We start from the raw sequence: 20,868 nt of genomic DNA on the forward strand, positions 1-20,868 counted from the left end.
ATTATTTTGCCAGGATGCGGTGACGCCAGTCTTCGGCGCGCGCCTTGAGCGCGGCTTCGTCCAGGGTCTTGAGTTGGCGTTGTTCCAAGAGGGCCTGGCCTTTGACCCAGACATGGCTGACTTGTTCGCGGCCAGCCGCGTACACCACGTGGGAGATGGGGTCGAAGGCCGGCGCGGTTTCAATGGCGGACAGATCGATGGCGATCAGGTCCGCCTGCTTGCCGGCGACGATGGAGCCGACCTTGTCGTCGATGCCCAGCGCGCGCGCGCCGTTGAGCGTAGCCATGCGGATGGCGGTGGCCGCCGGCACCGAGGTGGGGTCCAGCGTGCCCACTTTGGCCAGCAGCGCCGCCAGGCGGGTTTCCGCCAGCATGTCCAGCTTGTTGTTGGAGGCGGCGCCGTCGGTGCCTATGCCCACGGCGATGCCGGCTTGCAGCATCTTGGGAATGGGAGCGATGCCGGAGGCCAGCTTCATATTGGACGACGGGTTATGCGCCACCGATACGCCATGCTTGGCCACCAGTTCGATTTCCTCATCGTTCAGGTGCACCATGTGGGCGGCCACCAGCCGCGGCGACAGCAGGCCCAGTTGCTGCAGGCGCGCCAGCGGGCGCTGATGGTGTTCCTTGACGCTGTTGCCGACCTCGTCCGCGGTTTCGTGGATGTGGCAGTGGATCAGCATGTCTTCCTGTTCCGCCAGCGTCACCACCTTGGCGAAGGTGTCGTCCGATACGGTATAGGGCGCGTGCGGCGCCAGCGTGAAGGTGATCAGCTCCTCGCCCAGGAACTGGCGGCGCTCGGCCAGCGATTTGCTGATGTAGTCGTCGGCATTGCTGGCGTAGTTGGTGGGGAACTCCAGGATGGAACAGCCGACGAAGGTACGCATGCCGGAGGCCAGGCCGGCACGCGCCATCGCGCCATGATAGAAGTACATATCATTGATGGTGGTGGTGCCACAGCGGATCATTTCCCCCATTGCCAGCAGCGCGCCGTCGAACACGAAGTCGTCACGCACATGCTTGCCCTCGGCCGGCCAGATATGGTTGGTCAGCCAGTCCATCAACGCCTTGTCGTCGGCCATGCCGCGCAACAGCGTCATCGCGGAGTGGCCATGCAGATTGATCAGGCCAGGCATCAGCACATGATTGGGCAAGTCCACGCGCTGATCCGCTTCCAGCGCGCTGGCTTGGTTAGCTGGAATAATCGCGGCAATCCTGCCATCCTTCAAAGCAATGGCGTGGTTTTCCAGGATTTCACCATCTTTCTCTACAGTGATAATCCAGCGGGCGGTGATAATTTTGTCATAACGGGACTGGGACATGGGGCAATCCTGGCGCGATTTGAAGTGTGGTGGATTGTAGGCCGAGGCTAATGGCAAGGCAATGATGCAAGCCGTCGCGCAAGGCAGACGCAAGGCTTGTTTCAACCGGGCTTGACATCGCGATGACTAGTGAATATTCCAGCATTTTGCGGTGATTATCCGGTGTATACTTTTGAAAATATGAACAACTGACGCATGGGCTCAAATTGCCTGCGGCTAATGGCGAGCGATAATAAACGCAAACATGGCACACCACGCTGACGATAAATCCACAGCCAGTACCGGCCTTTCCCTTAGGGCTGTCTTTCTCATCGCCGTGGTGCTGGGCTTGCTGATTCCCGCGTCCATCATTAGCTATCTGAGCTTCAATATTCAACGGGACGCGCTGACCGCGCAATTGGAAACCGACCAGAAGCGCTTGCTGGACATCGTGGCGCTGGGCATGCAGGAGCCCTTGTGGAATCTGAGCCGCCAGGCCGGCAATCCGCTGATCGCCTCGGTGATGGAAGATGCCCGCGTGGTGTCCATCCGCGTCACCGATACCCAGTCCAATCAGATATTCCTGTCATCGGTGCGTGCCGAGCGCCGTATCGGCAGCGTGTCCTTCGTGGAAAAGCCGGTGATTTACCGCGGCGAGGAAATCGGCCAGGTAACGCTGGAATTCGATAATGAACACCTCGCGATCGCGCTGAATAATCAGATCAAGAACATCTTGATGATTCTGGTGGCGCAGCTGGTGTTGTCCATCCTGCTGATCATGAGCATTCTGCATTCGCGCTTCCTCAGCCCGATGAAGGCGCTGACCGAGCAGGCGCGGCTGCTGGCGGAGTTGAAGCTGGACCGGCCATTTGAATGGCAGCGCCGCGATGAGATCGGCCACCTGGGCAAACACCTGGAATGGACGCGCGCCGAGCTCAAGCGCTTGCTGGACGAATTACGCGCCAAGACGTTGGCGCTGGAGGCGGACATTTCCCGCCGCCGCGAGGTGGAGGACGCGCTGCGCCGTTCCGAGAACAAATACCGCGAGTTGTTCTGGTCCAACCTTGATGGCATCGTGATCAGTTCCTTGGACGGCCAGGTGATAGACGCCAATCCGGCCTTCCTCAATCTGATGTGCTATAGCCTGGACCAGCTCAAGCTACAGAATTTCTGGACCCTGGTGGGACAGGAGAGCGAGGCGCTGGAGCGCTTCAATCTGGACAACAAGGTGCTGCGCTTCGGCTATTGCGACGAGTTCGAGGCCACTTACATCAACCGCTTCGGCAATCCGGTGCCGGTCAGCGTCAAGACCGTGGCGATGCGCGACGCCTTCGGCCGCATCAACGCGGTATGGCGCATGGTGCGCGACATCTCCGAGAAGCGCGCGGCGGAGGAGAGGGTGCAACTGGCGGCCAAGGTGTTCGAGAACACCGTGGAAGGCATCATGATCACCGATGCCGACAAGCGCATCCGCAGCGTCAACCGCGCCTTCACCGAAATCACCGGCTACACCCAGCACGAGGTATTGGGGCAGAAGACCAGCGTCTTGTCCTCCGGACGTCACGACCAGCCGTTCTACGAGCAGATGTGGCAATCGATCGCCGACCACGGCTCCTGGCAGGGCGAATTGTGGAACCGTCGCAAGAACGGCGAAGTGTTCCCCGAGTGGCTGGCGATCAACGCGGTGCGCAACAGCCTGGGTGAAGTCACCCATTACGTGGCCATTTTCAGCGACCTGACCGAACGCAAGGCCGCCGACGAGCGCATCCAGTTCCTCGCGCATTTCGACGTGCTGACCAGCCTGCCCAACCGCGTGCACATGCAGGACCGGGTGGAACTGGCGATCCACAACGCCGGCCGCGATAATGAGCGGCTGGCCTTGCTGCTGCTGGACCTGGACCGCTTCAAGACCGTCAACGAGTCGCTGGGCCATACCGCTGGCGACACCCTGCTGCAAGTGGCGGCGGATCGCATCAAGGGGGTATTGGGGCCGGGCGAGATGCTGGCGCGCCAGGGTGGCGACGAATTCATCGTATTGTTGCCGGTGATCTCCGATCCCGGCGAAGCGGCGTTGGCGGCGGAGCGCATCCGCGATGCCTTCTCCGCCTCCATCGAGCTGCATAACCATGTGATCACCATCACGCCGTCGATAGGCATCAGCGTCTACCCGGACGACGGCCGCGATTACGAAACCCTGGTGCGTAACGCCGACGCGGCGATGTATCACGCCAAATCCTCCGGCCGCAACAGCTACAAGTTCTACACCGCCGACCTCAATGCCCGCGCCCGTGAAATCCTGGCGATTGAAAGCCAGCTGCGTTTCGCGCTGGAGCGCGAGGAATTCGTGCTGCATTACCAGCCGCAAGTGGAAATGGCCAGCGGCCGCATCATCGGCGCGGAGGCGCTGATCCGCTGGAACCATCCATCGTTGGGCGTGCTGGGGCCGGTGCGCTTCATCGAGGTGGCGGAAGAGCGCGGCTTCATCGTGCAGATCGGCAATTGGGTGATAGGGGAGGCCACGCGCCAACTGGCGGCCTGGCGCAGCCAGGGCCTGCCGGAGCTGACGCTGGCCATCAATCTGTCCGCGCTGCAGTTCCGCCAGTCCGACCTGGCGGATCAGATCACCTCGGCGCTGGCCGTCAATGGCTTGCCCGGCCATGCGCTGGACATCGAGGTGACCGAAAGCGTGGTGATGGAAGACGCGCAAGCCACCATCCAGGCGATAGACAATATGAAGAATATGGGCTTGAAGCTGTCGATCGACGACTTCGGCACCGGCTATTCCAGCTTGTCCTATCTGAAGCGTTTCAAGGCGGACAAGCTGAAGATCGACCGCTCCTTCGTGCGTGACATTCCGCACGACGCCGACGATACCGCCATTGCCCGCGCCATCATCAATATGGCCAAGAACCTGAATATGAAAGTGGTGGCGGAAGGGGTGGAGACGATAGAGCAATGGCACTTCCTGCAGCGCGAGGGCTGCGAATACGTGCAAGGCTATCTGATTGCCCGGCCGCTGCCGGCGGACGAGTTCGTCAAACTGTTGGCACAGGACAGCCTGCTGCCGCAGGAATAAGGCCGGCCGCGCGCCATGCGTCTCATCCGCCGCGCTGTGCCGCGGCGGCTTGTCTCAGATAGTCGATGAATACCCGCAGCTTGGCCGGCTGATGCAGATGGTGCGGGTAATACAGGTAAAACGCCTCAGCCGGAGGCATCCATTCCTCCAATACCGCGCTCAGGCGGCCATCCGCCAGATAGGGCTGGGCCATGGGTTGTGGCAGATACGCCAGCCCCAGTCCAGCCTGCGCGACGTGCAGCGCCGCCAGGCTGTCGTTGGCGGTCAGCGGTCCTTGCACCGCCGCCTCCAGCGGCCGGCCGGCCTCGACGAACTGCCAACGATACACCTGGCCGCTACCGGAGAAACGGTAGCGCAGGCAGTCATGCTGCTGCAGCTGGGCCGGATGGGCGGGAACGCCCCTGGCTTGCAGATAACCGGGGCTGGCCACCACGCAAAAGCGGATGGGCGGGCTGACCGCTACCGCCTGCATGTCCTGCTGCAGGCTTTCGCCAAAACGCAGCCCTGCGTCCAGACCGTGGGCGACGATATCCACCAGGCTGTTGTTCACATCCAGCTCCAGCTTCACTTGCGGATAAGCGCGCATAAAGCCCGGCAATAGCGGATACAGCAGCAGGGCGGCAGCGGTGTGCGGCAGCGTCAGTTTCAGCGTGCCGCTGGCCTGGCCCTGCCATTGGCGCGCATCGTCGAGCGCGCCGTCCAGTTGTTCCAGCAAGGGTGTTACCCGTGCCAGCAGCGCCTGGCCGGCTTCGGTCAGGCCCACCCGGCGAGTGGTGCGGTTCAACAGGCGCACGCCCAGTTGCGCTTCCAGTTGGCGCAGCGTCTGGCTCAGCGCCGAAGCGCTGATCTCCAGCTGCGCGGCGGCGCGGGTGAAGCTGCCGTGCCGGGCGATCAGGCGGAAGGCTTGCAAGGCATGTAGTGAGGCTTGGCTCATTATGAAGATTTCCTACGCAATGAATGCAGATTAAGCCCATTTTTCCGTGGGAGGCAAGCGTCTATGCTTCAGGCATCTTCTCCGACCACCAAGGATGACTGACATGAAGCAACGCATGCTGGGCCGTAACGGCCCCTCCGTTTCCGCTTTGGGCTTGGGCTGCATGGGCATGAGCGCTTTCTACGGCGCGCATGACGACGCGGAATCGCTGCGCACGCTGAATCACGCGCTGGATCGCGGCGTCAATCTGCTGGACACCGCCGATATGTACGGCCCTTACCGCAATGAGGAATTGCTGGCGCAGCTGCTGAAGTCACGCCGTAGCGAGGTGGTGCTGGCGACCAAGTTCGGCATCGTGATGGACTCGGCCAGTCCGGCGGCGCGCGGCGTCAACGGCCGTCCGGAATACGTGCGCAGCAGCTGCGAAGGCAGTCTCAAGCGGCTGGGCGTCGATGTCATCGATCTCTACTACCAGCACCGGGTCGATCCAGAGGTGCCGATAGAAGATACCGTGGGCGCGATGGCGGAGCTGGTTCGCGCCGGCAAGGTCCGTTATCTGGGCCTGTCCGAGGCCGCGCCCGACACCTTGCGCCGCGCGCACGCGGTCCATCCCATTCATGCGCTGCAAAGCGAGTATTCCTTGTGGACACGAGACCCGGAGCAGCAGGCGCTGGTCTTGTGCCTGGAGCTGGGTGTCGGTTTCGTCGCTTACAGCCCGCTGGGGCGTGGTTTCTTGACCGGAGCGATCAGGAGCCCGGACGATTTCGACGCCGATGACTACCGGCGCGGCAACCCGCGCTTTCAGGGCGACAATTTCCAGCGCAATCTGGCGTTGGTGGACAAGGTGAAGGTGATGGCCGCAGACAAGGGCTGCAGTCCGGCGCAATTGGCGCTGGCCTGGGTGTTGGCGCATGGCGAGCATATCGTCGCGATACCCGGCGCGCGCCGGCAGCGCAATCTGGATGACAATCTGGGGGCTTTGGAGCTGAGTCTGAGCCCGGCGGAGTTGGCGGCTATCGACGCGGTGTTTCCGCCGGACGCGGTCAGCGGGTTGCGCTACGCCGAAACCGTGATGGCCATGGTGCAGCGCTGAGCGCGCGGCGGCCCGTCGCAGAGACGGGGCCGCCGCCGGGTTGGGCGCGAGTTCACGATCATGGGGCGAGGCAAGGCCTTGTGGTTGAAGACGCGCTCACCTCGTCATGTCTGACGACGCGCAGCGGATCGTAAACCGGCTCTTAGTGGTCGCGCCGCCAGTCCTGGCGATCCCGCTCATGGTCGTGGCCATGGTCGTGCTCGTCATGCCAGTCGCGGTGATCGCGATCCTTGTCGTGGTTCTTGTCGCGGCCCTTATCGCGCTCATGTTCATGGCCGCGGTGGATGTCCTGGTAATGCGGCACATAGACCCGTTGGTACCAGTCGTCGCGGACGAAGTAGACCGGCCGGCCACAGGCGTTGTAGCGGCCGCAGTAGCGGCCCCATTGCTTGATATGCCCAGGCGGCACGCGCAGATAGATCGGCGCAATGGCCACGGGGGCGGGCTGGATGATCACCGGCTGCGGCGAGATCAGTTCCGGCACCGGAAAGCCGCCGATATTCAGCTGGCCGTAAAAGCCGGGCTCTCCGACACTGATGGATACGCCGGCCTGGGCCGGCATGGCGCTGAGCCAGGCGGAGGCGCTGAGCGCAGCGAAGACGAATAAGCGTTTCATGGCAATGTCCTTTTGTAGTACAAGCGAGTGTTGTACTGCCAATATCGTCCATCACTATTGCGCATGCGCGAATTTCAACAGATGAATTATGTATATTGTTGGCGGGAAAGGGGGTTTTGCAAACAAACGCAAAAACTTTCCGATCTTGACTGCGCGCGAGAGCGAGAAGCCCGATGATCCATTGGAGGAGCCCCTGCATTTCCCCTGTTTGAGGAGGTGGCGCGCTGCCCAGGTCTCAAACACCTCTTAAGAACCTGTTTACGATCTCGCGAGCTAAGAGCCTGTTCAAAGTCTCGCGAGCAAGGGCGAGACAAGGCGAAAACGAGCGAAAAAGCGGAATGTACAAGTGGTACATGAGCATTTTGAGCTTGGTTTCAACGCCGTATCGCCGAAGCGCAGCAGACTTTGAACAGGTTCTAAGGTGAGACAAGGTGAAAACGGCTGAGAAAGCGGAGTGTACATACGGTACATGAGCATTTCGAAGCCGGTTTCAACGCCCATTTCTATCCATCCCGCCGATGCGCAGCAGACTATGAACAGGTTCTTACGTCCTACAGGAAACGCTTTCATGCAAAAACTTCTGCAAATCCACTTCGATTTCTCCGGTCCTTTCGGCGAGGCTATGAGCAGCCAGTTGCGGGAGCTGGCGGCCTCCATCAATCAGGAGCCCGGTTTCATCTGGAAAATATGGACGGAGAATCAGGATAGGCGAGAGGCTGGCGGCATCTATCTGTTTGCCAGCGAAGAAACGGCGCAAGCTTATCTGCGCATGCACAGCGCCAGACTGAAGGCCTTGGGCGTTTCCGAGATGAGCGGCCGGATTTTTGATGTGAACGTGGCACTCAGCGAGCTCAACCATGCGGGCTTTGCACGCGGGCCGGAGCCGCTTGGGGCTGAGTAGCCGAGAGCTCGTGCCGAGGCCCTTGTCTGCGTTTGAAAAGTAGGGTACGGCAGAGGGGGAAAAGAAAAAGCCGCTCGCCGAAAGGCGGGCGGCTTTATCGTGCCGAAGGCTTTAGGCGCTTATTCCGGACGCATCTGCGGGAACAGGATGACGTCGCGGATCGACGGCGCGTCGGTCAGCAGCATCACCAGGCGGTCGATGCCGATGCCGCAGCCGCCGGTCGGCGGCAGGCCGTATTCCATCGCGCGGATGTAGTCGGCGTCGTAGTGCATCGCTTCGTCGTCGCCGGCGTCCTTCTGCGCCACCTGGGACAGGAAGCGCGCGGCCTGGTCTTCCGGATCGTTCAACTCGGAGTAGCCGTTGGCGTGCTCGCGGCCGACGATGAACAGTTCGAAGCGCTCGGTCAGGCCCGGCTTGCTGTCGGAACCGCGCGCCAGCGGGGACACTTCCACCGGGTAGTCGATGATGAAGGTCGGGTTCCACAGCAGGCTTTCGGCGCACTCTTCAAACAGCGCCAGTTGCAGGCTGCCCAGGCCAGGCGCCGGCGGCAGCTTGCCGCCCAGGCGCTTGATCTCGCCGGCCACCCAGGCTGCGTCGGCCAGTTGCTCGTCGCTGTATTGCGGGTTGTAGTGCTTGATCGCGCCGACGATGGTGAAGCGATCGAAGGGCTTGCCCAGGTCCACTTCCTTGCCTTGATAGCTGACGGTGGTGGAGCCGCAGGACACCAGCGCGCATTCGCGGATGATGGTTTCGGTCATCTCCATCATGCGCTGGTAGTCGCTGTAGGCCTCGTAGAACTCGATCATGGTGAACTCGGGGTTGTGGCGCGTGCTCATCCCCTCGTTGCGGAAGTTGCGGTTGATCTCGAACACGCGCTCCAGGCCACCGACCACCAGGCGCTTCAGGTACAGCTCAGGCGCGATGCGCAGGTACAAGGGCATGTCCAGCGCATTGTGGTGGGTGACGAAAGGCTTGGCCGCGGCGCCGCCCGGAATCGGGTGCATCATCGGGGTTTCCACTTCCAGATAGCCTTCGCCCACCATCACGTCGCGCACCTTCTGGATGATCTTGGAGCGCTTGATGAAGGTCTGGCGGCTGTCCTCGTTCATGATCAGGTCGGCGTAGCGCTGACGGTACTTGGTTTCCTGATCGGTGATGCCGTGGAATTTCTCCGGCAGCGGACGGATGTTCTTGGACAGCAGGCGCACTTCGCTGGCCTGCACCGTCAGTTCACCGGTCTTGGTCTTGAACAGCACGCCCTTGATGGCGACGATGTCGCCCAGGTCCCAGTGCTTGAACTCGGCGTGTTGTTCTTCACCCACGCCGTCATTGGAGATATAGGCCTGGATGCGACCGCTGCCGTCTTGCAGCGTGGCGAAGCTGGCCTTGCCCATCACACGTTTCAACATCATGCGGCCGGCGACGGCAACCTCGATCTTTTCGGCTTCCAGCGCTTCCTTTTCCTTGCCGGCGTGCGCGTCCTGCAGGACTTGCGCGAAGTGGCTGCGCTTGAAGTCGTTGGGGAAGGCGATGCGCTGTTCGCGGATGCTCTTCAGCTTTTGGCGGCGTTCCGCCATGATCTGGTTTTCGTCCTGGCTGGGCGATGCTTGCTCGTGTTCAGACATGTTCACTCCGTAGTTCAATGCAATGGCTGTTGGCCGCCGCGTGGGCGACGGCGGCCGGGTTAAGCGGGTTTTAGGTTCAAACGCCCTGTTTCAGGCTGGCTTCGATAAAGCCGTCCAGGTCGCCATCCATGACGCCCTTGATATTGCCCACTTCGTAGCTGGTGCGCAGGTCCTTGATGCGGGACTGGTCGAAGACGTAGGAGCGGATCTGGTGGCCCCAGCCCACATCGGTCTTGGTGTCTTCCAGCGCCTGCTTGGCCTCGTTGCGTTTTTTCAGTTCCAGCTCGTACAGTTTGGCGCGCAGCATCTGCATCGCTTCGTCGCGGTTGCGGTGCTGGGAGCGGTCGTTCTGGCACTGCACCACGATCCCGCTGGGATTGTGGGTGATGCGCACGGCGGAGTCGGTCTTGTTGATGTGCTGACCGCCAGCGCCGGAGGCGCGGTAGGTGTCGACGCGCAGATCGGCCGGATTGATGTCGATCTCGAAGCTGTCGTCGACTTCCGGATAGACGAAGACCGAGGAGAACGAGGTGTGGCGACGCGCGTTGGAGTCGAACGGCGACACTCGCACCAGGCGGTGCACGCCCACTTCCGAGCGCAGCAGGCCATAGGCGTATTCGCCGCTGATCTTCAGCGTGGCGCTGGTGATGCCGGCCACTTCGCCTTCGGACTCCTCCAGCACTTCCACGCTGAAGCCCTTGCGTTCGGCGTAGCGGATATACATGCGCAGCAGCATGCCGGCCCAGTCCTGGGCCTCGGTGCCGCCGGCGCCGGCCTGGATGTCCAGGAAGCAGTTGTTCGGGTCCATCGGGTCGTGGAACATCCGGCGGAATTCCAGCTGCGCGAGCTTGGCTTCGGCGGTTTCCAGATCGGCCTGCACGGCCAGGATGGTGTCGTCGTCGTTTTCGGCGCGGCCCATTTCGAACAGCTCGGCGCTGTCGCCGACCATGGCGCTGATCTCGTCGATCACCAGCACCACGTCTTCCAGCTGTTTGCGCTCGCGGCCCAGTTCCTGGGCGCGCTTGGGGTCATTCCAGATATCCGGGTCTTCGGTCAGGCGGGATACTTCTTCCAGACGGTCTTTTTTACCGTCGTAGTCAAAGATACCCCCGGATGTCGGCGCCACGGGTGGCCAGGTCGTCTATCTTGGCCGCGATTTGGTTCAGTACTTCGACTTCAATCATGCTCAACTCCAAATGGCAGTCTGTTAAATATAGGCAGTCGGGAAATCGGGTCTTGATCAAAGACAAAAAAGCGCACCGTAAGGTGCGCTTTTGCTGAAAAGACTTGGGATGGATCAGCCAAACAGGTGAGCGATGGCGGCGCGCTCTTCTTCCAGTTCGGCCAGGGTGAAGTTCATCCGCTCGCGGCTGAATTCGTCGATTTCCAGACCTTGCACAATCTTGTATTCGCCATTTTCGCATACAACCGGGAAGCCGTACATCACGCCTTCCGGGATACCGTAGGAACCGTCGGACGGAATGCCCATGGTCACCCATTTGCCCTGGCTGCCCAGCACCCAGTCATGCACATGGTCGATGGCGGCGTTGGCGGCGGAGGCGGCGGAAGACAGGCCGCGCGCCTCGATGATGGCGGCGCCGCGCTTACCCACGGTGGGCAGGAATACATCGCGGTTCCAGGCTTCGTCATTGATCATGGCCTTGACCGGCTGGCCATCAATGCTGGCGAAGCGGTAGTCGGCGTACATGGTCGGCGAGTGGTTGCCCCATACCGCCAGCTTTTCGATGGCGGCCACCGGCTTGCCGGTCTTGGCGGCGATCTGGGACAGCGCGCGGTTGTGGTCAAGACGCAACATGGCGGTGAAGTTTTTCGGATTCAGGTCCGGAGCGGACTTCATCGCGATCCAGGCGTTGGTGTTGGCCGGGTTGCCCACCACCAGCACTTTCACGTCGCGGGCGGCGTGGTCGTTCAGCGCCTTGCCCTGCACGGTGAAGATGGCGCCGTTGGCTTCCAGCAAGTCCTTGCGTTCCATGCCCTTGCTGCGCGGACGGGCGCCCACCAGCAGCGCGACCTTGACGTCCTTGAAGGCAACGTTCGGATCGTCGGTGGCGACCATGCCGGCCAGCAGCGGGAAGGCACAGTCTTCGAGTTCCATCATCACGCCCTTGAGCGCGGTCTGGGCTTGCGGCAGGTCCAGCAATTGCAGGATGACCGGTTGATCCTTGCCGAGCATTTCGCCACTGGCAATGCGGAACAGCAGGCTGTAGCCGATCTGGCCGGCTGCGCCGGTAACGGCAACGCGAACGGGAGCTTTCATTGGCGGACTCTCCTTTGATGTATCCGATAATGATGATAGGCAGATATTGCTCTGCAGCATTGAATGCTTTTGTGCGGCTGAGTGTATCACGGAGTATAGCCAATGTGGGGGTGTAATCCTCATCAGAAAAGCTGATAGCCGCTTCAAAGTCTTATGTCTTATATAAGACTTGTATTTACGCTTGATTTGTTTGGTGATATAACAGAGAACATGACAGATCGACCGCTGCGTAGACAGCCACTGTACAGCCAGATTCGGCAGTTGCTGCAACGCAGGATTGGTGATGGCGAGTGGCAGGAAAATGATGCGCTGCCCAGCGAATGGGAGCTGGCCGCCGAACTGGGCGCAAGCCAGGGCACGGTGCGCAAGGCCTTGAGCGAGCTGGTGGCCGACGGCCTGCTGTATCGCGAGCAGGGCAAGGGCACTTTCGTGGCGCCGGCGCCCAGCGAGTGGGGCGATGGCCTGATGCTGACGCCGGGCCTGTTCAATGAGCAGCCGGATGATCTGGCGCGAGAATTTCTGGGTATTTCCCGCGGCAATGCCAGCGATGATATGGCGGCGGCGTTGCGGATGCGGCGCGCGGCGCCTTTACTGAGAGTTCGGCAGCTGTGGCGCTGGCACGGTATTCCGGTGGCGGTGGACGAGGCCTTTCTGCCGGCGGATGAGTTCGATGGACTGGACGCGCGCTGGTTGCGCGGTTCGTCCGGCGTGTACCAGGCGCTGCAGCAGCGTTTCGGCATCCGCCTGAAGGTGTTGTGCGAGCAGTTTCGCGCGGTGATGCTGCCGCGCGAGGAGAGCGCGCTGCTGGGCGTTACCGGCATGGTGGCCGAGGTGCCGGCTTTGAGCCTGGTGCGGATTTCCGGCTCCATGGATGGAGCGCCGCTGGAGTGGCGGCAACGTTATTGTCTGACCCACAATTGGGCCTATACCGCCCGCCGAGCTTGAAGCGGCGGGCTTTTGAAGCAGTATCGCCAGACTGGCGCGCGGCAAAAAACGGGCCGCGGCCGGTCTAGTTTTGCTAGAATCCCCGGGTCATATTGCACCGCGATATTCCTGGTGCGGCATGAGCGGTAATGATGGGTATCCAGCCATAACAACAACGGAGCCCCTCAAGCGGGCGGTCTCGAAGCGGACCGTCTGTTGTGTAACCTCTTGGTTCTAAAAACATCCAAGGAAGCCATATGCAGAAGCAACGTCCAAAGCACCTGGATCTGGCCAAGATCAGATTGCCGATTCCCGGCATCGTCTCGATCTTGCACCGGATCAGCGGTGTTGCGCTGTTCTTTTCTCTCCCACTGTTGATTTACCTGCTGCACGGTTCGCTGAGTTCGGCCGAATCGTTCGAAACCTACCGCGCCGTGGTCGGCCACCCGCTGATGAAGCTGGTGCTGCTGGGCCTGTTGTGGGCTTATATGCACCACTTCTGTGCTGGTATCCGTTTCCTGTTCCTTGATATTCACAAGGGCCTCGAATTGCAAACCGCCCGCGCCACCGCCAAGACCGTCGTGGCCGTCAGCCTGGCGCTGACCGTGGTTCTGGGAGTCGCTCTATGGTAAATCGCAATGTCGTCGGCGCCGGCTATGGCCTGCGCGATTGGATTATGCAGCGCGTGACCGCGGTGATCATGCTGATCTATACCGTGGCTTTGGCTTTGTTCCTGCTGACCATGCCGTCCGGCTACGAAGGCTGGAAAGCGTTCTTCGGCCAGGTCTGGGTGCAGGTGCTGACCCAGGTGAGCCTGACCGCGCTGTTCCTGCACGTCTGGGTGGGCATCCGCGATCTGTGGATGGACTATGTGAAGCCGGCGGGCACCCGTCTGGCGCTGCATGTGTTCACCATCGTCTGGCTGGTTTCCTGTTTTATCTATTCCGTTAAAGTGGTCTGGGGGCTGTAATGGGTATTCCTGTTCGTCATTTCGACGCCGTTATCGTTGGGGCAGGCGGAGCAGGCATGCGCGCGGCCCTGCAATTGTCCGAGGCCGGCCTGAAGACAGCGGTGCTGTCCAAGGTGTTCCCGACCCGTTCCCACACCGTGGCCGCCCAGGGCGGCGTGTCCGCTTCGCTCGGCAACTCCGAGGAAGATCATTGGCACTGGCATATGTACGACACCGTCAAGGGGTCGGACTGGCTGGGCGACCAGGACGCCATCGAATTCATGTGCCGCGAAGCGCCCAAGGTGGTGGTGGAGCTGGAGCACTTCGGCATGCCGTTCGACCGTAATGCCGACGGCACCATTTACCAGCGCCCGTTCGGCGGCCATATGTCTAATTTCGGCGAGAAGCCGGTGCGCCGCGCCTGCGCCGCCGCCGACCGCACCGGTCACGCCATGCTGCACGCGCTGTACCAGCGCAATGTGCGCGCCAACACCCATTTCTTCGTTGAATGGATGGCGCTGGATCTGATCCGCGATGCCGAAGGCAATGTCCAGGGCGTGATCGCCATGGAAATGGAAACCTCGGAAATCGTCGTGTTCCAGGCCAAGGCCACCTTGTTCGCCACCGGCGGCGCCGGCCGCATCTTCTCCTCGTCCACCAATGCCTTCATCAATACCGGCGACGGCCTGGGCATGGCCTCCCGCGCCGGCATCCCGCTGGAAGACATGGAGTTCTGGCAGTTCCACCCGACCGGCGTGGCCGGCGCCGGCGTGTTGATCACCGAAGGCGTGCGCGGCGAAGGCGGCATTCTGCGCAATGCCCAGGGCGAGCGCTTCATGGAGCGCTACGCGCCCAACGCCAAGGACCTGGCGTCCCGCGACGTGGTGTCGCGCGCGATGGTGACCGAGATCAACGAGGGCCGCGGCTGTGGCCCGAACAAGGATCACGTGCTGTTGGATATCACCCACCTGGATCCGGAAGTGATCATGTCCAAGTTGCCGGGCATCCGCGAGATCTCGATCAAGTTCGCCGGCGTGGACCCGATCAAGGCCCCAATTCCGGTGGTGCCGACCTGCCATTACCAGATGGGCGGCATTCCCACCAACTACCACGGCGAAGTGGTGGTGCATGGCGAAAAAGTGCAGGGCTTCTACGCCGCAGGCGAATGCGCGTGCGCGTCGGTGCACGGCGCCAACCGCCTGGGCACCAACTCGCTGCTGGACTTGCTGGTATTCGGCAAGAGCTCGGCCAACTCGATGATCGAGTACATCAAGCAGCATCCGGAAGACCTGCCGGAACTGGCGTTGGCCGATGTCGAGCGCTCCGTCGCCCGCGTCGAGCGCCTGAACACCCAGACCGGCGGCGTGCAAGTCAATGACGCGCGCGAGGCGATGCAGCGCACCATGCAGGCGCACTGCGGCGTGTTCCGCTTCAAGGACATGCTGGCCGAAGGCGTGGAGAAGATTCTGGAAGTGGAGAAGATGGTGCAGCGCACCGAAATCTCCGACAAGTCCAATGTCTTCAACACCGCCCGCATCGAGGCGCTGGAGCTGGAGAACCTGATCGAAGTGGCCAAGGCCACGATGATCTCGGCGAATGCCCGCACCGAGAGCCGTGGCGCCCATGTGCGCGACGACGCCAAGGACACCGAGGAAACCCCGAACGGCCGCGACGACAAGAACTGGCTGAAGCACACGCTGTGGTATCGCGAAGCCAACCGTCTGGACTACAAGCCGGTCAATCTGAAGCCGCTGTCGGTCGATACGATCGCGCTGAAGACCCGCTCCTACTAAGGGTGCCATCAAGATGACTACCGAAACCGTCAAATTCCGCATCTACCGCTACAACCCGGAAACCGATGCCAAGCCGTATATGCAGGACATCAGCGTGGACATGAACTCCACCGAGCACAAGCTCTTGGACGCGCTGGTCAAGCTGAAGGTGAAGGATGACACGCTGAGCTTCCGCCGCTCCTGTCGCGAAGGCGTCTGCGGTTCCGACGCGATGAACATCAACGGCAAGAACGGTCTGGCCTGCCTGACCGACTTCCGTGATCTGAAACAGCCGATCGAGCTGCGTCCGCTGCCGGGCCTGCCGGTGGTCCGCGATCTGATCGTGGACATGACCCAGTTCTTCAAGCAGTACCACTCGATCAAGCCCTATGTGGTCAACGACACGCCGCCGCCGGAGCGCGAACGCAAGCAGTCGCCGGAAGACCGCAAGGAGCTGGATGGTTTGTACGAGTGCATTCTGTGCGCGTGCTGCTCGACCTCCTGCCCGTCGTTCTGGTGGAACCCGGACAAGTTCGTCGGTCCGGCCGGCCTGTTGGCCGCCTATCGCTTCATCGCGGATACCCGCGACGAAGCCACCAAGGAGCGCCTGGACAACCTGGAAGACCCGTACCGTCTGTTCCGCTGCCACACCATCATGAACTGCGTCGACGTGTGTCCTAAGGGCCTGAACCCGACCAAGGCGATTGGCAAGATCAAGGACCTGATGGTCAAGCGTGCAGTATGAGCGCCTACGATCCGATTGAACTCAAGCGGATCCGTTGGCGGTCGCGGCGGGGCTTGCTGGAACTGGACCTGGTGCTGGAGAAATTCTTCGCCGGTCCCTTCGATCAGCTGACCCCCGTCGAGATTGAGGCTTATCGGCGGTTGCTGGATTTGCCCGATACCGATTTTCTGGATGTCGTCAGCGGCAAGGCCGATCTGGACGATCCGGAAGAAATGGCCATCGTGGCGATCCTCCGCTCGCTTTGACGGCTGTGCATCACCCCAATTACAACGACCATAAACCGACTGGGAGTATTGCTGTGGAAACTGATCGCAAAGTAACGCTCACATACAACGAGGGTAAGGACACTCTGGATCTGCCGGTCCAGAGTGGCACTTTGGGGCCGGATGTTGTCGACATCCGCACCTTTTCCAAAACCGGCATGTTCACGTTTGACCCGGGTTTCCTGGCCACCGCCAGTTGCGAGTCCGGCATCACCTTCATCGACGGCGACCTGGGCCAGCTCTACTACCGCGGCTACCCGATCGAGCAGCTCGCCGAGAAGAGCGACTACCTGGAAGTCTGCTACCTGCTGCTGAACGGCGAACTGCCGACCGCGGCGCAGCGCAAAGACTTCGAGCGCGGCATCATGCGTCACAATATGCTGCATGATCAGCTGATGAGCCTGTTCAAGGGCTTCCGCCGCGACGCGCACCCGATGGCGGTGATGGTGGGCGTGGTGGGCGCGCTGTCCGCCTTCTATCATGACTCGCTGGACATTTCCAATCCTGAGCATCGCCGCATTTCCGCGCATCGCCTGGTGGCCAAGCTGCCGACCATCGCCGCGCAAGCTTACCGCTACAACAAGGGCCTGCCGTTCTCCTACCCGAAAAACGGCCTGACCTACGCGGAAAACTTCCTGCACATGATGTTCTCCACTCCGTGCGAAGAGTACAAGGTGAACCCCGTGCTGGCGCGCGCGCTGGACCGCATCTTCACCCTGCACGCCGACCACGAGCAAAACGCCTCCACCTCCACCGTGCGTCTGGCCGGCTCTTCCGGCGCCAACCCGTTCGCGTGTATCGCCGCCGGCATCGCCTGCCTGTGGGGCCCGTCCCATGGCGGCGCCAACGAAGCCGTGCTGAAGATGCTGGACGAGATCGGCAGCGTGGAGAACGTGGCCGACTTCATGCAGGGCGTGAAGGACAAGCGTTACAAGCTGATGGGCTTCGGCCACCGCGTGTACAAGAACATGGACCCGCGCGCCTCCATCATGAAGCAGACCTGCGACGAAGTGCTGAACGAGCTGGGCCTGCACAACGATCCCAAGTTCAAGCTGGCGATGGAACTGGAAAAGATCGCGCTGTCCGATCCCTACTTCATCGAGCGCAAGCTGTACCCGAACGTGGACTTCTACTCCGGCATCGTGTTGTCGGCGATCGGCATCCCGGTGTCGATGTTCACCCCGATCTTCGCGCTGGCCCGCACCGTGGGCTGGATCGCTCACTGGAGCGAAATGATCTCCGACCCGGCGATGAAGATCGGCCGCCCGCGCCAGTTGTACACCGGCGCTCCGCGCCGAGACTTCACTGCGGTGGAGAAACGCAAGTAAGCAGGAACGAGGGTTGGCTGGAGCAGGGCTTCAGCCAGCCTTTTTTTCCGGCCCGAAGCCAGGGCCGGTCAAGGGCAGAATGTTATGGGAAGCACAACAACAAGTTTTTCCGATAGCGTTTTCCCCATGCAGCAACAGGGAGTCCGCGCCAGGGCGTAGCTGGCCGGATTCCGCACAGAAACGACAAAGGGTAGCCCCATGATGCAATCCATGTACAGCCATTCTTACCTGTTCGGTGGGAATGCACCGTTCATCGAGGAGCTGTACGAACAGTACCTCGCTGACGCCAATTCCGTTCCGAATGAGTGGCGCGACTATTTCGACAAGCTGGCGCAAGCGCCCGGCGCTGCCGAACGCGATGTGCCGCACATGCCGATCCAGGAATCCTTCATTCAGCTGGCCAAGAAGCCGGCCGCCGGCCAGCGCGCCAGCAGCGGGGCGGAATGGGAGACCATGCAAAAGCAGGTGGGGGTGCTGAAACTGATTTCCGCCTACCGCGTGCTGGGCAGCCGCCAGGCCAACCTGGACCCCTTGAAGCGCATGGATCAGGAACTGGTGCGCGAACTGGACCCGGCTACCCACGGCCTGACCGGCGCCGACATGGCGGTGCAGTTCAACGCCGGCTCGCTGGTGGGCCCGCAGAAAATGCCGCTGTCCGACATTCTGGCGCGCCTGAAGCAGACCTACTGCGGCAATATCGGCGTCGAGTACATGCACATCACCAAGTCGGATGAAAAGCATTGGGTGCAAAAACGCTTCGAGGGCGATCTGTCCACGCCGCGTTACGACGCGGCCAAGAAGCAGCGCATCCTGAAGCAGATCACCGCCGCCGAGACGCTGGAACGCTATCTGCACACCAAATACGTCGGCCAGAAGCGCTTCTCGCTGGAAGGCGGCGAATCCGCCATCGCCGCGCTGGATCACCTGATCCAGAACGCCACCGGCCAGGGTGTGCAGGAACTGATCATCGGCATGGCCCACCGCGGCCGTCTGAACGTGCTGGTCAACACCCTGGGCAAGCTGCCGCGCGATCTGTTCGCCGAATTCGAAGGCAAGGCCGCCCAGCAAATGGCCTCCGGCGACGTGAAGTACCACATGGGCTTCTCCTCCGACATCCCGACCGCCGACGGTCCGATGCACGTGTCGCTGGCGTTCAACCCCTCGCACCTGGAAATCGTCAACCCGGTGGTGGAAGGCTCGGTGCGCGCGCGTCAGGAACGCCGCAAGGACGCGGAACGCAAGACCGCGGTGCCGGTATTGATCCACGGCGACTCCGCCTTCGGCGGCCTGGGCGTCAACCAGGGCACTTTCAACCTGTCGCAGACCCGCGGCTACGGCACCGGCGGCACGATACACATCGTGATCAACAACCAGGTGGGCTTCACCACTTCGGATACCCGCGACATCCGCTCCACCATGTATTGCACCGACGTGGCCAAGATGATCGAAGCGCCGATCTTCCACGTCAACGGCGATGATCCGGAAGCCGTCTGCTATGTGATGCAGGCCGCGCTGGACTACCGCATGACCTTCAAGAAGGACGTGGTCATCGATCTGGTGTGCTATCGCAAACTGGGCCACAACGAGGGCGACGACCCGTTCCTGACCCAGCCGATGATGTACAAGAAAATCGCCAAGCATCAAGGCGTGCGCGCGATGTACGCCGAGCGCCTGGTGCAGGAAGGCGTGCTGAAGGCGGAAGAAACCGACGCGCAGATCCAGGCCTACCGCGACGCGCTGGACAAGGGCGAGCACGTAGAGCAGACCGCGCTGACCAATTACAAGCGCGAACACGCGCTGGACTTCAGCCAGTACCTGGGCACCCACTGGGCGCATCCGACCGACACCTCGCTGCCGCAGGCCGACATCCAGCGCCTGACCGACAAGTTCACCTCGCTGCCGGAAGGCTTCAAGCTGCACCCGACGGTGCAGAAAGTGCTGACCGCGCGCAAGGCGATGGCCGCCGGCGAGCAGAACGCGGACTGGGGCATGGCCGAGACCCTGGCTTACGCCAGCCTGGTGACCAACGGCTTCGGCGTGCGCCTGTCCGGCGAAGACTCCGGCCGCGGCACCTTCTCCCATCGCCATTCGGTGCTGCACGACCAGAACCGCGAGAGCTGGGACCAGGGCAGCTATGTGCCGCTGCGCAATATGTCCGACAACCAGGCCGATTTCCTGGTGATCGACTCCATCCTGAACGAAGAAGCGGTGCTGGCCTATGAGTACGGCTATGCCTGTTCCGCTCCGGATCAGCTGGTGATCTGGGAGGCCCAGTTCGGCGATTTCGCCAACGGCGCCCAGGTGGCCATCGACCAGTTCATTTCCTCCGGCGAGACCAAGTGGGGCCGTCTGTGCGGCCTGACCACCATCCTGCCGCACGGCTACGACGGCCAGGGCCCGGAACACTCGTCCGCGCGCCTGGAGCGTTGGCTGCAACTGTGCGCCGAGCACAATATGCAGGTGGTGATGCCGTCCGAAGCCTCGCAGATGTTCCACATGCTGCGTCGCCAGGTGCTGCGTCCGTACCGCAAGCCGCTGGTGATCTTCCTGTCCAAGCGCCTGCTGCGCTTCAAGGATTCGATGAGCCCGATCGAAGCGTTCACCAATGGCAGCTTCCGCCCGGTGATCGGCGACGCGGTGGTGCAGGATGCCAAGAAGGTCAAGCGCGTGCTGTTGTGCGCCGGCCAGGTGTATTACGACCTCGCCGCCGCCCGCAAGGAACGCGGTCTGGAGGACGATATCGCCATCGTGCGCATCGAGCAGCTGTATCCGTTCCCGACCGAGCAAGTGGCCGCCGAACTGGCGCGCTTCCCGCAGGCTCGCGAAGTGATGTGGGTGCAGGAAGAGCCGCGCAACCAGGGTGCCTGGTATCAGATCCGCCATCGTCTGGAAGGCCTGTTGGGCGCCAAGCAGTCGCTGTCCTTCGCCGGTCGTCCGTCGTCCGCTTCCCCGGCCGTAGGCTATATGAGCAAACACGTCGCCCAACTCAAGGCTTTCGTTGAAGAAGCCATGTCGGTCGCCAAATAACCACTGAATGAGTTCGAGGCAGCCGGAGGGCTGCCTC

Annotated in this window: 17 protein-coding genes; 11 read left to right on the forward strand and 6 right to left on the reverse strand. The window is 61.6% G+C overall.

All coding sequences use genetic code 11. From position 1 onward, the window contains the following. Window position 1: 1 nt before the first annotated feature. On the reverse strand, window positions 2–1,321 hold the full coding sequence (locus VI26_RS19185; RefSeq protein WP_048411369.1) for a TRZ/ATZ family hydrolase: 1,320 nt from the start codon (window positions 1,319–1,321) through the stop codon (window positions 2–4). Between the two features lie 244 nt (window positions 1,322–1,565). Between VI26_RS19185 and VI26_RS19190 the strand changes: the two genes are divergently transcribed. Then, window positions 1,566–4,376 carry a bifunctional diguanylate cyclase/phosphodiesterase gene (locus VI26_RS19190; RefSeq protein ID WP_048411370.1) on the forward strand — a complete coding sequence of 937 codons (2,811 nt, stop codon included), beginning with the start codon at window positions 1,566–1,568 and terminating at the stop codon, window positions 4,374–4,376. A gap of 22 nt (window positions 4,377–4,398) precedes the next feature. On the opposite strand, the gene VI26_RS19195 is transcribed toward VI26_RS19190, so the two are convergent. Beyond that, window positions 4,399–5,310: a LysR family transcriptional regulator gene (locus VI26_RS19195; protein WP_048411371.1), complete on the reverse strand. Its 912-nt coding sequence runs from the start codon at window positions 5,308–5,310 to the stop codon at window positions 4,399–4,401. A gap of 103 nt (window positions 5,311–5,413) precedes the next feature. On the opposite strand from VI26_RS19195, the gene VI26_RS19200 reads away from it, so the two are divergent. Continuing rightward, a complete protein-coding gene (locus tag VI26_RS19200; RefSeq protein WP_048411372.1) occupies window positions 5,414–6,403 on the forward strand; it encodes an aldo/keto reductase in 990 nt (329 codons plus the stop codon). A 142-nt stretch (window positions 6,404–6,545) separates the two neighbouring features. Here VI26_RS19200 and VI26_RS19205 read toward each other — a convergent pair whose 3' ends face one another. Continuing rightward, on the reverse strand, window positions 6,546–7,019 hold the full coding sequence (locus VI26_RS19205) for a hypothetical protein (protein WP_048411373.1): 474 nt from the start codon (window positions 7,017–7,019) through the stop codon (window positions 6,546–6,548). Window positions 7,020–7,587: 568 nt separating this feature from the next. On the opposite strand from VI26_RS19205, the gene VI26_RS19210 reads away from it, so the two are divergent. After that, window positions 7,588–7,920, forward strand: coding sequence for a monooxygenase (locus VI26_RS19210; RefSeq protein WP_048411374.1), 333 nt, complete (start codon window positions 7,588–7,590; stop codon window positions 7,918–7,920). Window positions 7,921–8,039: 119 nt separating this feature from the next. Here the strand turns inward: VI26_RS19210 and lysS are convergent, their stop codons facing one another. From lysS to VI26_RS19225, 3 genes are all read right to left on the reverse strand, one after another. Continuing rightward, window positions 8,040–9,545, reverse strand: a complete 1,506-nt coding sequence (gene lysS, locus VI26_RS19215; RefSeq protein ID WP_048411375.1) for a lysine--tRNA ligase — start codon at window positions 9,543–9,545, stop codon at window positions 8,040–8,042. Window positions 9,546–9,621: 76 nt separating this feature from the next. Beyond that, window positions 9,622–10,726 (reverse strand): peptide chain release factor 2 gene (gene prfB / locus VI26_RS19220; RefSeq protein WP_156183967.1). Its coding sequence is split into 2 segments (ribosomal slippage): window positions 9,622–10,644 and window positions 10,646–10,726, totalling 1,104 coding nucleotides; the frame shifts between segments, so codons are not numbered across the junction. 116 nt (window positions 10,727–10,842) lie between these two features. Further along, window positions 10,843–11,823, reverse strand: a complete 981-nt coding sequence (locus VI26_RS19225; protein WP_048411376.1) for a malate dehydrogenase — start codon at window positions 11,821–11,823, stop codon at window positions 10,843–10,845. A gap of 210 nt (window positions 11,824–12,033) precedes the next feature. On the opposite strand from VI26_RS19225, the gene VI26_RS19230 reads away from it, so the two are divergent. From VI26_RS19230 to VI26_RS19265, 8 genes are all read left to right on the forward strand, one after another. Continuing rightward, a complete protein-coding gene (locus VI26_RS19230) occupies window positions 12,034–12,768 on the forward strand; it encodes a GntR family transcriptional regulator (protein WP_048411377.1) in 735 nt (244 codons plus the stop codon). A 236-nt stretch (window positions 12,769–13,004) separates the two neighbouring features. Next, on the forward strand, window positions 13,005–13,379 hold the full coding sequence (sdhC, locus tag VI26_RS19235; RefSeq protein ID WP_048411378.1) for a succinate dehydrogenase, cytochrome b556 subunit: 375 nt from the start codon (window positions 13,005–13,007) through the stop codon (window positions 13,377–13,379). Further along, window positions 13,373–13,717 carry a succinate dehydrogenase, hydrophobic membrane anchor protein gene (gene sdhD / locus VI26_RS19240; protein WP_048411379.1) on the forward strand — a complete coding sequence of 115 codons (345 nt, stop codon included), beginning with the start codon at window positions 13,373–13,375 and terminating at the stop codon, window positions 13,715–13,717. The genes sdhC and sdhD overlap by 7 nt, the downstream gene beginning before the upstream one ends. Further along, window positions 13,717–15,489, forward strand: coding sequence for a succinate dehydrogenase flavoprotein subunit (gene sdhA / locus VI26_RS19245; protein WP_048411380.1), 1,773 nt, complete (start codon window positions 13,717–13,719; stop codon window positions 15,487–15,489). Before sdhD ends, sdhA begins: the two co-directional genes overlap by 1 nt. A gap of 13 nt (window positions 15,490–15,502) precedes the next feature. Next, window positions 15,503–16,213, forward strand: coding sequence for a succinate dehydrogenase iron-sulfur subunit (locus tag VI26_RS19250; RefSeq protein ID WP_048411381.1), 711 nt, complete (start codon window positions 15,503–15,505; stop codon window positions 16,211–16,213). Continuing rightward, window positions 16,210–16,458 carry a succinate dehydrogenase assembly factor 2 gene (locus VI26_RS19255; protein WP_048411382.1) on the forward strand — a complete coding sequence of 83 codons (249 nt, stop codon included), beginning with the start codon at window positions 16,210–16,212 and terminating at the stop codon, window positions 16,456–16,458. The genes VI26_RS19250 and VI26_RS19255 overlap by 4 nt, the downstream gene beginning before the upstream one ends. Before the next feature lie 53 nt (window positions 16,459–16,511). Continuing rightward, a complete protein-coding gene (gene gltA, locus VI26_RS19260; protein ID WP_048411383.1) occupies window positions 16,512–17,804 on the forward strand; it encodes a citrate synthase in 1,293 nt (430 codons plus the stop codon). Window positions 17,805–18,002: 198 nt separating this feature from the next. Continuing rightward, the gene (locus VI26_RS19265) at window positions 18,003–20,831 is read left to right on the forward strand and encodes a 2-oxoglutarate dehydrogenase E1 component (protein ID WP_048411384.1); all 2,829 of its coding nucleotides are present in this window, start codon (window positions 18,003–18,005) and stop codon (window positions 20,829–20,831) included. Window positions 20,832–20,868: the final 37 nt, after the last annotated feature.

This window comes from Chromobacterium sp. LK1 (assembly GCF_001043555.1).
GTDB lineage: Bacteria > Pseudomonadota > Gammaproteobacteria > Burkholderiales > Chromobacteriaceae > Chromobacterium > Chromobacterium aquaticum.

Excerpts from the sequence above, each read along its gene's own strand:
- VI26_RS19185 (WP_048411369.1), bottom strand. The coding sequence starts at position 1,321 with ATGTCCCAGTCCCGTTATGACAAAATTATCACCGCCCGCTGGATTATC.
- VI26_RS19190 (WP_048411370.1), top strand. The coding sequence starts at position 1,566 with ATGGCACACCACGCTGACGATAAATCCACAGCCAGTACCGGCCTTTCC.
- VI26_RS19195 (WP_048411371.1), bottom strand. The coding sequence starts at position 5,310 with ATGAGCCAAGCCTCACTACATGCCTTGCAAGCCTTCCGCCTGATCGCC.
- VI26_RS19200 (WP_048411372.1), top strand. The coding sequence starts at position 5,414 with ATGAAGCAACGCATGCTGGGCCGTAACGGCCCCTCCGTTTCCGCTTTG.
- VI26_RS19205 (WP_048411373.1), bottom strand. The coding sequence starts at position 7,019 with ATGAAACGCTTATTCGTCTTCGCTGCGCTCAGCGCCTCCGCCTGGCTC.
- VI26_RS19210 (WP_048411374.1), top strand. The coding sequence starts at position 7,588 with ATGCAAAAACTTCTGCAAATCCACTTCGATTTCTCCGGTCCTTTCGGC.
- lysS (WP_048411375.1), bottom strand. The coding sequence starts at position 9,545 with ATGTCTGAACACGAGCAAGCATCGCCCAGCCAGGACGAAAACCAGATC.
- VI26_RS19225 (WP_048411376.1), bottom strand. The coding sequence starts at position 11,823 with ATGAAAGCTCCCGTTCGCGTTGCCGTTACCGGCGCAGCCGGCCAGATC.
- VI26_RS19230 (WP_048411377.1), top strand. The coding sequence starts at position 12,034 with ATGACAGATCGACCGCTGCGTAGACAGCCACTGTACAGCCAGATTCGG.
- sdhC (WP_048411378.1), top strand. The coding sequence starts at position 13,005 with ATGCAGAAGCAACGTCCAAAGCACCTGGATCTGGCCAAGATCAGATTG.
- sdhD (WP_048411379.1), top strand. The coding sequence starts at position 13,373 with ATGGTAAATCGCAATGTCGTCGGCGCCGGCTATGGCCTGCGCGATTGG.
- sdhA (WP_048411380.1), top strand. The coding sequence starts at position 13,717 with ATGGGTATTCCTGTTCGTCATTTCGACGCCGTTATCGTTGGGGCAGGC.
- VI26_RS19250 (WP_048411381.1), top strand. The coding sequence starts at position 15,503 with ATGACTACCGAAACCGTCAAATTCCGCATCTACCGCTACAACCCGGAA.
- VI26_RS19255 (WP_048411382.1), top strand. The coding sequence starts at position 16,210 with ATGAGCGCCTACGATCCGATTGAACTCAAGCGGATCCGTTGGCGGTCG.
- VI26_RS19265 (WP_048411384.1), top strand. The coding sequence starts at position 18,003 with ATGATGCAATCCATGTACAGCCATTCTTACCTGTTCGGTGGGAATGCA.